This window comes from Niallia sp. 01092 (assembly GCF_052318935.1).
GTDB lineage: Bacteria > Bacillota > Bacilli > Bacillales > Cytobacillaceae > Niallia.
In genome coordinates this window covers 1-13,493 of the sequence record NZ_JBQRKO010000017.1, presented here as the reverse complement: position 1 = coordinate 13,493, position 13,493 = coordinate 1, and the positions used below count along the sequence as shown (strand labels likewise).

Here is a 13,493-nt window from a genome sequence, read left to right as displayed (position 1 = left end):
CGAGACAGGCGAGACCCTGCAGGAGCGTAGCGACGAAGCGGCTCGGCGCTCGCCCCGCGGAAAGCGTGTGGTAAGCCTCGGCAAACCGAACGAAAACCTCTGCTCTGCGTTGCTTGGATTGTCACTACCTATATTTTATAGCATTCACTTTTTCAGTGGCCTCGAGGTACGAGTGAGGAGGCTCGACGCTCGCTAAACGGACGAATTGTATTCGGGCTGCGAGTTTAAAAGCAACAATCTATACGAAAACAGCCTTAAAAAAACTACACCGCTAATTGTTAGTTGTGTCTAACAATTAGGGTGCAGTTCAAAATTTCCGTAGATTTTTAAATAGAATGGCAGATTATTTAAATCTAAATTTTGCTAATAAGTCATTTAATTCCTCAGCCATAGAAGAAAGAGTGCTTGCTGAAGAGGATATTTCTTCCATTGTTGCAAGCTGCTCTTCTGTTGATGCTGCCACTTCTTCTGATGCTGCTGCATTGTTTTTGGCAATATCCGATATTGTAAATGAAGTTGCTTCTACTTCTTGAATGCCGCCAGCCATTTGCTGAATGGTGCTTGATACAGTTTCTATTTTAGGCGTGATTTCTTGCATGCTAGATAATATTTCCGTGAATTTTTTTATCGCATCTTCTGAAACTATTAAGCCATCTTTTACGTTATCTACTACTGTAGACATTTTTTGTACAGTGTTTTCTGTATCTTTTTGAATGGCTTGAATTAATTCTGCTATTTTTTTAGCGGACAGTTGGGACTGCTCTGCTAATTTTCTCACTTCATCAGCTACAATAGCAAATCCTTTGCCTGCTTCTCCAGCTCTAGCCGCTTCAATGGCTGCATTAAGAGCCAATAGATTCGTTTGTTCGGAGATGCTAGTGATAACACCCAATATGGAACCAATTTCTTTCGAACGGTCTGATAAAGAACGGATCATATCATTCGACTCTATTACAGAATTGTGAATCAAACTCATCTGATCAACTGTTTCTAAGACAGCTTTTTCGCCCTCTTCCGCCATTTTTGTTGTATCTTTTGTTAATTCAGCAACTTCTAAAGTACTGTCTGAAATATATGAGCTTCCCTTTGAAATTTTTTCTATGGAAGCATTATTTTTATCAATTTCCATTGTTTGTTTTTCCGCACTGCTTGCAACGTCTTGTATGGCAGCTGCCACTTGTTCTGTTGCTTCACTTGTCTGTGAAGAGCTTGCATTTAGTTCTTCAGCAGAAGAGCTTACTTGCAGGGCATGGTCTTCGATTGTTTGTAATGTATGTCTCAAGCTTTCTTGCATCTCTTGAAAGGCTTGTGCCAAGTTGCCGATTTCATCATGTCGTTTGATTTCAATCGTTTCTGTTAAATCACCCTTACTAACCGTTTGTGCTTTTTGTTGTAAAGCTTTTAATCTTGATACGATAGAGTGTACAATCCACATAATAATACATGCACTAATAATAATAGCAACAGCAATAACGATTAATGTAGTCTTCAAAATAGGTTTTGAGTCATCAGCAATTTCAGAAATTAACAATGTACCTGCAATCTTCCAACCAGTTTGTTCATTGGTGGAAAAGTACATGATTTTTTCTGATCCTTTGTAATCGTAATAAAGTTCACCAGATTTTTCTGCATAAAGCTTTTGAAAGAAATCTTCTTTTGCTTTAGTGCCAGCTTTTTCACTTGGACTTACAATATAGTTTTGCTGCGAATCGAGTAAAACAGCATAGCCGCTTTTTCCGATGTTTACTTCTTCTGCTGTCTTTTTAAGATTTTTAATATTAATATCGACTGCAATTACTCCGGCCCCATCATTTAATACTTTTGTAATCGTAACCACCATTTCTTCCGTTCCTGCATCCACGTAAGGGCTTGTTACGACAACTTCTCCTTTTTTTTGCATGGCATCTTGATACCAAGGGCGTTGTCTTGGATCGTAGCCATCAGGCATATCCGAAATCGGATACATAATTGTTTCTCCCTTTGGTGTGCCAATATAAATCGATTGAATTTCGGGATGAAGATTAATATACTGTTTGAAACTTGTCACAACTTGGGAAGAAGATTTGCCATCCTTTAAAGATTCTGCCGTAATTTGTTCGGCGAAATATTGAATATCATGAATTTTAGGTGAAATCGTAGTATTAATATTGGAATTTAATAAGTTTACGTTCTCTTCTGCCGTTTTTAGTAAATTATCACCCAATTCTTTTTTTGCGCTATCATAGGATAGAAGCCCAACCGTAATGGTTGGAATAAGAAGGATGAGAGCAAACGTAATATACAGTTTAGTGCTTAAGTTGAAAGTGAACTTCTTTTTTTTTGATTTTTCCATTAACATATCCCCTTTTTTATTGCTGTAAAATTTATGGTTATTCTAAAATAGCAATAATAAATTGTATTTATTATTATTTTCGACAAATTTTTTAAAAAGTGAAGTTCTTTTATGAAATAAAGTTAAATCCTTTTATATTTATTTATTTATTTATTTATTTATTATCTTTATATAGTTGCTAATGATTGAAGTGTGTAATGAATGCTTGATAAACAATGCACAAATAATAAAAAAGATGAGAATAGCAGTTTAGTATGTAGTTAATATAAGTTCATAGTATAAAAAACGATACTACCTATAAAGAATGTGCGTACTTACAAGTTTGTTGTCCATGAATTATACTTTGATTAAGTTGTTTTTCAACTAACCTAAATAAAAGGAGTTGTATTTTAATGACTACAAAAAATGAAAGTGTACTAACGACTACTAAAAAAGAAGAGGTATTGCAAGCATACGAATACAGACACGCTACAAAAGAATTTGATCCAGAAAAAAAGATTAGCAAAGAGGATTTTGACTTTATTTTAGAAACTGGCAGATTGTCGCCAAGCTCTTTTGGATTTGAGCCATGGAAGTTTGTTGTCGTGCAAAATGAGCAATTAAGAGAAAAGTTATTACCGGTAACTTGGGGAGGGCAAAAGCAATTGCCAACATCTAGCCATTTTGTCATTATTTTATCAAGAACACCGAAAGAAATGGTAGCTGACTCAGAGCATATCATGAATATGATGAGATCTATTCAACAGCTGCCAGAAGAGGTCGTAAAAGGAAAAGGCAGTTTGTATCATAAGTTTTTAGAAGAAGATTTTGATCTGCTAAGCAATGAACGAGCAATGTTTGAATGGGGATGCAGACAAACTTATATTGCACTAGGCAATATGATGACTGCCGCAGCACAAATCGGCATAGACTCTTGTCCAATTGAAGGGTTTGATAAAGATAAAGTTGAACAGATTTTAGCTGAAGAAGGAGTAATAAATACGGAACAGTTTGGCATATCCTGTATGGTTGCATTTGGTTTCCGAGTAAAAGAACCTCGAGATAAAACAAGACAATCAAAAGAACAAGTGATTCAGTGGATAGAGTAGAAAATAACGTTTAATAAAATATACTTTCATTTTGTTGAAAAGCCTCTAGAAAATTTCTATTCTTAACATAATAATATAAAGTAAAAAGAAAAGGATAGATAGGAGGCCGCTTGCTTTGATGAAAGACGGTAAAGAAATTCATGGCACTTGTACGACGATTGAAGGATGTCCTGTGGAATTGACATTAAGCGTTATTGGCGGTAAATGGAAAGGGGTCATTCTTTATCATCTCATTAATGGGGAGAAAAGATTTAATGAGCTTCGACGTATATGCCCCAATATTACACAGCGTATGTTAACATTGCAGCTTAGAGAATTAGAAAAGGATGGAATTATTCATAGGGAAGTATATCATCAAGTACCACCTAAAGTTGAATATTCATTAACCGATTTTGGTAAAAGTATTGTACCCATCATTTTGCTAATGAAAGATTGGGGAGAAGAATATCGGAATCTCCTCCTTCAACAGCAAAATATAGTTGAGGAGAAACAAATTTCTGATTCATCGGGTAACTAAAGCAGGAAAAAACATATGTGAAAGATCGTTTCTGAAGAAAAGCTCGGGTTTTTGAGAAGGTAAATCTTTTCAAAAATTGGAGTTTTTTTTTCGAGAAAAAGAATAAGCAATAGTTATGTTTTTATCTTTTTTCTAATAATACATACTTTTTCCCTTATGTTTGTAAAAATTATGTTCTTTTTTCGTTAGTTGAATTGAAATGAGAACTCTTGTTTGGTAAAATAGCAAATATTCGAATGAACTTTCATGTAAATAAATGGAGAGCAGTTTATTTAGCGAAAGGGATAGAAAATAAATTACCTTTTGGAGGATAAGAATGGAATCCAAGATTAATTCGAAAGCAATTTTAATCACGTTTATGATTGGTGCGTTTTTTGCTATTTTGAATGAAACACTACTTAATATCGCCCTTACGGAGTTAATGAATGTATTTAAAGTAGATGCTCCAACCATTCAGTGGTTGGCAACTGGTTTTATGCTGGTGATGGGTGTTTTAATGCCGATCTCTGCGTTATTGATTCAGTCGTTTACAACTAGACGCATGTTTATTGGTATTATGACGATTTTTTTAATTGGAACCATTATAGCTGGCTGTGCGGTGAATTTCCCAATGCTTTTAACTGGCAGAATGATTCAAGCAGTTGGAACAGGCCTTTTAATACCAGTTATTATGAATGCTTTGTTATTGTTGTACCCACCTGAAGTTCGCGGAAAAATTATGGGGATGTTTGGTTTAGTTATTATGTTTGCACCTGCGATTGGTCCGACATTATCAGGAGTAATTGTAGATAGTTTAGGTTGGCGCTGGCTGTTCCTTGCTGTTATTCCTTTTGTGTTATTTTCTATTTTATTTGCGTTAAAATATTTGCAAAATGTTGGGGAAATTACGAAACCAAAAGTGGATATTTTATCTATATTCCTTTCTACAATTGGAATAGGTGGTTTAGTGTATGGATTCAGCAGTGCCGGTGAAACGGCTAATGGGTTGCTGTCTGCAGAAATTTTAACTTATATTTTTGTTGGTGCAATAAGCCTTGTTTTCTTTGTACTGCGCCAATTAAAGCTGGACGAGCCTTTATTAGATGTCCGCGTATTTAAATATAAAAATTATGCATTTGGTGTTATCGTGTTTGTCATTGTTATTATGGCAATGTTTGCTTCTGAAATTGTGATGCCAATGTATCTCCAAGGGCCTCTTGGATATACGGCAAGGCTTGCTGGTTTGATTCTTTTGCCTGGTGCATTGCTGAATGGGCTTTTGTCACCGGTGATGGGGATGCTGTTTGATAAATTTGGACCAAGAAAATTAATTATTCCTGGTGCATTTGTATTAGTCGGTGTCATGATTTTTTATAGTAATATTAATGAGTCCGTTCCTATCTGGGCATTTATCATTGTCTATATATTGCTGATGTTCTCTATTTCAGCGATAATGATGCCGTCACAAACAAATGCTTTAAATGAGCTGCCGCCACATTTATATCCACATGGAACAGCGATTGCGAATACGTTGCAGCCTATTTCTGGTGCACTTGGTGTTTCTATCTTTGTAAGTATTTTAACAGGAAAAAGCAAGCAATATGTACAAGAATATAACGGTCAGCCGACGGAAAACGTTCTACATGATGCGATGACATACGGTGTGCATCATGCGTATTGGTTTGCGTTAAGCATAAGCATTATTGCTTTTATTCTTGCACTCTTTATTAAAAAAGCGATAGCAGCTGAAGTTAATGAACAGAAAAGTGAAGTTCAGTCTAATTAAACAGATAAAAGCAGAACTTTCTTCTATTAAGGAGAAGGTTCTGCTTTTTTTAAATGATAAGAAAATATAAAATTTCGAACCTAGTTTAGTGTCTAGCTCCGGCGCCTGCGCATTTCTTAATAGGCTACTCTGAAAAGAAGTTCCGCAGCGTGAATACACTACGCTTTCCACGGGCGAGCGCCGAGCCGCTTCGTCGCTACGCTCCTGCAGGGTCTCGTCTGTCTCGCTTTCCCGCAGGAGTCTTCGTGTATTCACGCTGCTCTGCGCTATAAATGTGGAGGCTGCTTCTTTCCATGCGCCATGATGCAAATTTTATTGCATGGGTGTTTACTCTGAAAATAAGCTCTGTTAAAAGGGTTTTTCCGAAGCTTATCGCACGTTCGCGGAAAGCGAGTGAATTTCCTGACCATTATAAATCAACACTGAAATTTAACAGTGCCTTTTTTAAAATGTAGAGTGCTGAAAATTTAGAAAATAATGATAATTGTGTATAATAGACAGTATATTGATATCGATAAGTCTCTGATGAAAAAGGAGAAAAATATGATTGCAGATACTATCTTTTATAATGGTCAAATAATGTCAATGGATGAACACAACAATCAATATGAAGCTATCGCAGTAAAAAAGGAGCGAATTATTGCTTTAAGTTCCAATGAAGAAATAACAAAATGGGCAGGTTCATATACAGAAGTTGTTAATTTAGGTGGGAAAGTCGTTGTCCCAGGGTTTATTGATGCGCATCAGCATTTGTTTATTAGTGGATTTAATTTACTGTATGTTCATTGTAATCAATCTTCTATTAAAGAGATGGTTAAAGTAATTAGCCAAAGAGCAAGGGAGGCAGGATCAGACGAATGGATTATCGGATGGGGTTATGATGAAGCAAACTTAAAAGAGGGAAGAGAGCCGAATGCTTTCGACTTTCAGGGCATTAACAATCCAGTTTTTATTACAAGATATTGTGCCCACACGGCCGTTGTGAATAAAAAAGTATTACAGCTTGCGAAGATTACAGCAGCTACAATAGTGAAAAATGGAGAGATTGTACGAAATCAAAATGGCGACGCAACAGGCGTATTAAAAGAAGAAGCGATTAATCTTGCTAAAAAAGTAATGCCTCCCTATACAAAAAAACAAATGAAGAAAGCAATTGAGCTTGTAATGGAACATAATCTTTCTTATGGTATTACAAGTGTACATGAAGCGGGTCTTGGCTTTTTTTCCGATTCATTGGAAGAATATCATGTGCTGCAGGAAATGATGGAAGAAAATAATCTTCCTGTTCGCGTATATGCGATGATACTGGAAAAGTTTTTTCAGGAAGCAGTGGACATGAGGTTGTCTCCTTTATCAGGCAATAGTTATTTGAAAATTGGTCCAGTTAAAATGTTTGCTGATGGAACCATCAGTGGAAAAACAGCAGCCGTTTCTATTCCATATAATCATTCATCCGATCAAGAAGGAATGCTGATGTATACGGATAAAGAATTAGAAGATAAAGTGATGCTAGCCCATCAAAAAGGATATCAGATTGCCATACACGCCATTGGCGATCGAGCTGTACAACAAGTTATAAATGCATATGAAAAAACATTAAAAAAATTCTTTCGCAAAGACCATCGCCATCGGATTGAGCATGCAATGGTGACAAATAAAGGATTGCGAATGAAAATGAAGGAACTAGAGGTTATTCCAGTTCCACAACCTGCGTTGGTTTATCAAGCAGGAGATGTTTACAAAGAAAATTTACATCCTTCTTTGGTGAAAAATGTATTTGCAACGAGGGAAATGATGGACGATGGACTACTTCCAGCTGGAAGCTCCGATTTTCCGATTACTCCTTGTTCACCAATGCTTGGAATATACGCTGCTATTTGTCGCAAAACGGCTAATGGAAATGATTTTATTCAAGAAAACAGCGTTAGTTTAAAAGAAGCGTTAAAAATGTATACTATTTATGCTGCCAGAGCTTCCTTCGATGAAGAAAACAAAGGGTCGCTAGAAATCGGAAAATTAGCAGATATGACGGTATTACCTTCTGATTTTATGGCATATAATCCTAATGAAATAAAAAATACTTGTATCGAGATGACGATTATTGGCGGGAAAATTCGTTATAGTGCGAGGAGGGAATAGAATGACAAGATTTAATAAGGAACAGCTAGTAGCACTCGATAAAAAACATTTTCTTCATCCAACCTCTTCTGTGAAGCAGCAACAAGACCAAGGACCTGCGATTATTTTTGAAGAAGGAAAAGGAATCTATGTAAAAGATACAGATGGGAAGGAATATATAGAAGGAATGTCCTCCCTTTGGAATGTGGCGATTGGATATGGCAGAACAGAACTGGGAATGGCTGCAATGGAGCAAATCAATAAATTAAGTTTTAGTTCCGCCTTTTCGACCTTTAGCCATGAGCCTGCCATTCTTCTAGCCGAAAAGCTTGCTAATCTAGCACCAGGGGATCTAAATACCGTTTTTTTTACGTCAGGTGGTTCAGAAGCAAATGACTCTGCATTTAAATTAGTTCGCTATTATTGGATATTGCAAGGAAAACCTCAGCGCAAGAAAATTATATCAAGACAAAAAGCGTATCATGGGGTTGCTACAGGAGCGACTAGTGCAACAGGAATCCCTGAATTTCATCATGTTACAAATTCTCTTGCACCAGATTTTCTTCATGTAGATTCCGATTCAGTGGAGGCATTAAAAAAGGTAATAGAGGAAGAAGGGCCGGAAAATATCGCAGCGTTTATTGCAGAACCTGTAATGGGAGCTGGCGGTATGTTTATTCCAACGGATGACTATTTAAGAGGAGTCCGTTCTGTTTGTGATGAATATGATATTTTATTTATTGCAGATGAAGTGATAACAGGGTTTGGGAGAACTGGGAAAATGTTTGGGATGGAAAATTGGGATGTTGTTCCAGATGTATTAACGTTTGCAAAAGGGATAACGAGCGGATATTTTCCACTTGGCGGTGTATTGATCTCAGAAGCGATTTTTCAAGTATATAAGGAAAAATCGACGGGAACATTATTTCATGGATTTACTTACAGTGGCCATCCTGTTGCTTGCCATATTGCAAATACAAATTTACATATAATAGAAACGGAAAAATTGGTGGAAAATAGTTACTTTATGGGGTTAGAGTTAATGAAAGGGTTTAAACAACTAGAAGAAGAACTTGAGTATGTTGGCGACAGCCGGGCAATTGGATTATTAGGTGGATTTGAACTATATGCCGATGCAAAAGAAAAGCGGCGTTTCTCCGAAAAAATAGCACCTAAAGTGGTTGCTGAAGCAGCAAAAAATGGCCTGATATGTCGAAGTGTTACTTATAATGATAGTGACACGATTGTTTTAGCACCGCCTTTAATTATTAGTAAGGCAGAAATAGAAAAAATCATAAAAATTCTAAAAGAATCAATTAAAACGGTAATCGCTGATTAATAAGCAGATTACCGTTTTTTTCTATTGTATAGAGGGGATCTACGCTATCTAACATAGATATGCCTCCTATTAGTCTATGTTCTGATGTTTGGACCTTGACGGGCAGCAAGTCTGAGATTAATTGTTCTTTCATAATTAATACTGATTTTTCTATGTTATAATATATCAATATTATAGAAAAATCAGGGGAATAATGTTTTTTGTTAATCAATTAAAGGATAAAAATATTGTGGAGTATATGGATATGAACGGTGTTGGAATAAATTTTGAAGAATTAAAAAAAGCATGCCATCAAAGTGGATTAATACCAACAGATTTTACACTGTTTTTGGAAAAATTAAGTAAAGATGCATTACATCAAAAACATGTACAATACGCAGATATATTAGAGGTTGTTATTTATTTTTTAGATAAATTTTTATTATCGTTAAAAGATATTTCTATTGTTGCAAGTGTTTGTGATGCAGAAGGATATTTATTAAAAATGCAAGGGGATGAACGAAGCAAAGCTGCGGCTGCCCATCTCGGCGTTGTAGAAGGCGTTCGTTTTACAGAAAAAGATTGTGGAATAGATGCGATATCGTTAACGTTAAAATATAAAAAAGAAATCGAAATAATTGGGGAACAGCATTTTCATCAGCATCTCCATTCTACCGCCTGTTATAGTGTTCCGATTATGGATCGAAACGCGGATAAGGTACTTGGAACCATTGCGATTATGACGGACAAAAAAAACGCAAATCCATTAATGCTTACCCTTCTTTCTACGGTTAATCAAACAATAGAAAGAGAGATTGCATTAATTAGGCAGAACCACCAATTAAATCGATTAAATCAAATGATCATGGATACAACGAGAAATGGAATATTGATATCTGACCAGGATGGCAAGCTAATCGGCTTTAACCCATATGCAGAGCTAGTGACAAAGATAAAAAAGGAACATGTTATCGGAGCGAATATTAATCGTTTAGACTATTTTGGAGAATACCTTCAAGCTGTTTTATCGAATAAACGCCCCTTTACGGATATTGAAATTTCCTACATTCGTAAAGAAGATGGACAAAAGCTTATTTTTCTGTTAGATTGTTTTCCTATATTTGAGGAGAATGGCACATTGGTCGGAGCATTTGCTCAATTTAGAGATTTTACCGAGCGTAAGCGGACGGAGCAGCTTTTATTAAATTCAGAGAAGCTGTCAGCCGTTGGTCAAATGGCGGCAAGTGTTGCCCATGAAATACGCAATCCACTTACGACAATCCGTGGATTTATTCAATACTTGGAAAAAGAATTTAAGGACAAATCCCACTTCCATTTAATTATGTCGGAATTAGACCGTATTAATTTTATTGTGGGGGAATTTCTTATTTTGTCTAAGCCGCATGTTTTAAATTATGAGTATAAGGATTTACAGCAAATTTTAGACGAGACTATCTCGTTGTTTCAGGCAAGTGCCAATATGAATAATATTGTCATCGAAAAAGATTTTGGACAAGAAGCAATCATCATCTATTGTGATGGAAATCAATTAAAGCAAGTGTTTATGAATTTGTTTAAAAACAGTATGGAAGCTATCCCTTTTGGTGGGATAATTTCTGTTCGTACGTGTATACAAGAAAATACTGCGATTATTCAAATTCAGGATAATGGATGGGGAATGGAGCAATCCCAGATTGAAAAACTAGGTTCCCCTTTTTATACAACAAAGGATACTGGCACTGGTCTTGGTTATATGGTCATAAAAAAAATAATAGAACATCATAAAGGAAAGCTGCAAATTCAAAGTGAACTAAACAAAGGGACAACGGTAGAAATCATTATCCCGAAAAAAGCATTGTAAAAGGAGGGAAATGAGAGAGGAAAAGGTTGAGGCGTGGAAGTCTTGAAGAAAATCGACAGCTAGGATTCCTTAACTTTTTGGACAAACTCTATATGAATATAGAAAAATAAATGCAATTGGAAAGGAGCTGTTTATGGATACGATAGATCAGCAGCTAATAAAATTGCTTCAAGAAGATGGACGTATGACTATTAGCGACTTATCGAAGCACCTGTCTTTAAGTCGCCCAAGTATTTATGAAAGACTGTCTCGTCTGCAAGAAAAGGGCGTTATTGAACGATTTAGTGCAATTATTGCTCCGAAAGAAGTAGGCAGAGATACGTTGTTGTTTATTCAAATAAGTGAACTAAAAACGTCGCCACAAAAATTTGAACAGTTTATAAAGGACGATGAAGATATTTTAGAATGCCATCGAATGACAGGCTATGTTTCGCATTTTTTAAAAGCTGCAGTAGGTGGAATGGAAGGAATTCAATTACTTGTTGACAGACTGATTCCATTCGGAAATGTTAATACTTCCATTGTACTGCACTCAGCTGTCAAATATAGAAATATCAAGCCATTAGATAAGAAATCTTAATGAGAAGCATGTAAATCGTTAAAAAAGCGAGTCTATGATTAGGCTCGCTTTTTCTGTGGAGAAGGGGGCAACCTGAAGAGAAACTGTAAAATTCATAACGTATATTGTTTGTTCTATTTTTGTACATAACGTATATAATATGAAGAAAATATGTACATTATATTATGCATTATGAGCGGAATATATTCTATTCTATTATTAGTGATCAGAAATGACGAAATAATAGATAAGGGGCATTCATGATGAAAAAGATAATAAATATACTGCTAGGTTGTTTGATTTTAAGTATAGGTGTGCTTATCTTAAGGCATTCCCATCTAGTTACCGGTGGAACAGTAGGACTTTCATTAAGTTTTTCTTATATTTTCAATCTTCCGTTTACATTGTTGTTTTTTATAATAAATATTCCATTTTATATTTTTTCTTTTATTCAAATGGGGTGGAAATTTACTGTATCAACCATTTTGGCAGTTACTATTGTTTCGATACTGACAAGCGTTGATCAATTTATTCCTGCTTTTAACATGAATCCATTAGCAGGTGCTATTATTGGTGGAATAATAAACGGATTTGGATTGTCCATTCTCTTTTTAAATAAAGCATCTCTTGGAGGTTTAAATATTCTTGCGTTATTTTTACAAAAGAAATGTAATTGGAATCCCGGAAAAGTAAATTTTGTGTTTGATTGTCTAGTTGTCCTTTCCGGCATTTATTTCATTGGAGCTTTGAAAGGAATGTTATCCATTCTTTCTATTTTCTTTACATCAAGCATCATCAGTTTTTATAAAAAGAAAATTGCAAACAGTATTCAATCTGAACAAGATAAAGAGATGTATAAGGTAAAATCAAAAGTGATCGCAAATTAAATAAAAAGCAATTTTTTAGATTATAAAATAGGCAGGCTAGAAAACATTATAAAGGGAATTTTTGCGAAGTACATGATCCAGTAAGTGTACTTCTTTTCTTTTTTCAGTTATTAGTTTTCATAGCTTCTAGGTTATAAAAAAACAAATGCATCGAGGGTGAAATAAGTTTAATATTCTAATAATTCTAAAAAGTGTGTTAGGAAATCTAACATAATAGTAGACTAGTTTCTCCTATCCAAGTAGTATAAAAGTAACGATATAAGGTGAGTTAATTATGAATCTGAAATAAGGAACCACTTGTACTGTAATTTGTTTTGAAAATCTAATAACGGATTAATAATGATTGTAGAAAACTCGTTAATCGTTTTTATCTGCAACTAATTATAAATAAACGATGGATGCTTAATTTCTGTTTACAGAAAGGAAGAGCCGTGGAAATAGGAGTTTGAATTTCAACTCTTCTATTTTCATGGCTCTTTTTTATTAGGAAAGGACTATTAAATAAGGGGGTGAATGAAAATGAGTACATACACGATAGTTGATAAAGATACTTGCATCGCTTGTGGTGCATGCGGAGCAGCTGCTCCAGATTTATTCGACTATGATGACGAAGGATTAGCCGAAGCATTTAATGATAACAATACTGGTACTGTGGAAATTTCAGAAGATTTTTATGATGACTTAATCGATGCTCAAGAAGGATGCCCGACAGATTCCATTAAAGTTGCGGAGGAATCCTTTGATGGGGATGCATCAAAATATGAATAATTTCATTTGGTAAAAAGTCAAAATCAAAACTTGTAATGAATTGCTATAACAATAATATTAGGGGGTACAAATCTTGAAAAAGCGTAAATTAGGTTTAGTGTTGTCTCTAGTACTAGCTGCTGGGACTGTTTTAGGGGCTTGTGGTAAAAAAGATAATAATGAAGGTTCATCTAATAAAGATGCATTTAAAGCTGCTATGGTTACAGATCTTGGTGGCATAGATGATAAATCTTTTAACCAATCTGCATGGGAAGGGCTGCAGGCATTTGGTAAAGAAAAC

11 protein-coding genes are annotated in these 13,493 nt (G+C 35.3%); 10 read left to right on the top strand and 1 reads right to left on the bottom strand.

Features of this window, described 5'->3' with window-relative positions; genetic code table 11:
• Window positions 1-343: 343 nt before the first annotated feature.
• Window positions 344-2,332, bottom strand: a complete 1,989-nt coding sequence (locus tag ACTXGU_RS15665) for a methyl-accepting chemotaxis protein (RefSeq protein ID WP_443482469.1) — start codon at window positions 2,330-2,332, stop codon at window positions 344-346.
• Window positions 2,333-2,724: 392 nt separating this feature from the next.
• Between ACTXGU_RS15665 and ACTXGU_RS15660 the strand changes: the two genes are divergently transcribed.
• From ACTXGU_RS15660 to ACTXGU_RS15615, 10 genes are all read left to right on the top strand, one after another.
• Window positions 2,725-3,420 (top strand): NAD(P)H-dependent oxidoreductase, encoded by a 696-nt coding sequence (locus ACTXGU_RS15660; protein WP_443482468.1) that lies wholly within the window; start codon window positions 2,725-2,727, stop codon window positions 3,418-3,420.
• A 118-nt stretch (window positions 3,421-3,538) separates the two neighbouring features.
• A complete protein-coding gene (locus ACTXGU_RS15655) occupies window positions 3,539-3,937 on the top strand; it encodes a winged helix-turn-helix transcriptional regulator (RefSeq protein ID WP_443482552.1) in 399 nt (132 codons plus the stop codon).
• A 316-nt stretch (window positions 3,938-4,253) separates the two neighbouring features.
• Window positions 4,254-5,702 (top strand): MDR family MFS transporter, encoded by a 1,449-nt coding sequence (locus ACTXGU_RS15650; RefSeq protein WP_443482467.1) that lies wholly within the window; start codon window positions 4,254-4,256, stop codon window positions 5,700-5,702.
• A 543-nt stretch (window positions 5,703-6,245) separates the two neighbouring features.
• Complete coding sequence (locus tag ACTXGU_RS15645) at window positions 6,246-7,841, top strand: amidohydrolase (RefSeq protein ID WP_443482466.1); 1,596 nt, start codon at window positions 6,246-6,248, stop codon at window positions 7,839-7,841.
• 1 nt (window position 7,842) lies between these two features.
• Window positions 7,843-9,159, top strand: a complete 1,317-nt coding sequence (locus ACTXGU_RS15640; protein WP_443482465.1) for an aminotransferase family protein — start codon at window positions 7,843-7,845, stop codon at window positions 9,157-9,159.
• A gap of 193 nt (window positions 9,160-9,352) precedes the next feature.
• Window positions 9,353-10,999: an ATP-binding protein gene (locus ACTXGU_RS15635; RefSeq protein ID WP_443482464.1), complete on the top strand. Its 1,647-nt coding sequence runs from the start codon at window positions 9,353-9,355 to the stop codon at window positions 10,997-10,999.
• A 133-nt stretch (window positions 11,000-11,132) separates the two neighbouring features.
• A complete protein-coding gene (locus ACTXGU_RS15630) occupies window positions 11,133-11,579 on the top strand; it encodes an Lrp/AsnC family transcriptional regulator (protein ID WP_443482463.1) in 447 nt (148 codons plus the stop codon).
• A gap of 242 nt (window positions 11,580-11,821) precedes the next feature.
• Window positions 11,822-12,445: a YitT family protein gene (locus ACTXGU_RS15625; RefSeq protein WP_443482462.1), complete on the top strand. Its 624-nt coding sequence runs from the start codon at window positions 11,822-11,824 to the stop codon at window positions 12,443-12,445.
• Between the two features lie 519 nt (window positions 12,446-12,964).
• On the top strand, window positions 12,965-13,213 hold the full coding sequence (locus ACTXGU_RS15620; protein WP_443482461.1) for a ferredoxin: 249 nt from the start codon (window positions 12,965-12,967) through the stop codon (window positions 13,211-13,213).
• A 73-nt stretch (window positions 13,214-13,286) separates the two neighbouring features.
• Window positions 13,287-13,493 (top strand): BMP family ABC transporter substrate-binding protein (locus ACTXGU_RS15615; RefSeq protein ID WP_443482460.1); only part of this gene is annotated, 207 nt, incomplete at its 3' end.

Bases quoted from the DNA above. Each gene is read 5' to 3' on its own strand.
- ACTXGU_RS15620 (WP_443482461.1), top strand. From the start codon at position 12,965: ATGAGTACATACACGATAGTTGATAAAGATACTTGCATCGCTTGTGGT.
- ACTXGU_RS15650 (WP_443482467.1), top strand. From the start codon at position 4,254: ATGGAATCCAAGATTAATTCGAAAGCAATTTTAATCACGTTTATGATT.
- ACTXGU_RS15635 (WP_443482464.1), top strand. From the start codon at position 9,353: ATGTTTTTTGTTAATCAATTAAAGGATAAAAATATTGTGGAGTATATG.
- ACTXGU_RS15665 (WP_443482469.1), bottom strand. From the start codon at position 2,332: ATGGAAAAATCAAAAAAAAAGAAGTTCACTTTCAACTTAAGCACTAAA.
- ACTXGU_RS15640 (WP_443482465.1), top strand. From the start codon at position 7,843: ATGACAAGATTTAATAAGGAACAGCTAGTAGCACTCGATAAAAAACAT.
- ACTXGU_RS15625 (WP_443482462.1), top strand. From the start codon at position 11,822: ATGAAAAAGATAATAAATATACTGCTAGGTTGTTTGATTTTAAGTATA.
- ACTXGU_RS15630 (WP_443482463.1), top strand. From the start codon at position 11,133: ATGGATACGATAGATCAGCAGCTAATAAAATTGCTTCAAGAAGATGGA.
- ACTXGU_RS15660 (WP_443482468.1), top strand. From the start codon at position 2,725: ATGACTACAAAAAATGAAAGTGTACTAACGACTACTAAAAAAGAAGAG.
- ACTXGU_RS15645 (WP_443482466.1), top strand. From the start codon at position 6,246: ATGATTGCAGATACTATCTTTTATAATGGTCAAATAATGTCAATGGAT.
- ACTXGU_RS15655 (WP_443482552.1), top strand. From the start codon at position 3,539: ATGAAAGACGGTAAAGAAATTCATGGCACTTGTACGACGATTGAAGGA.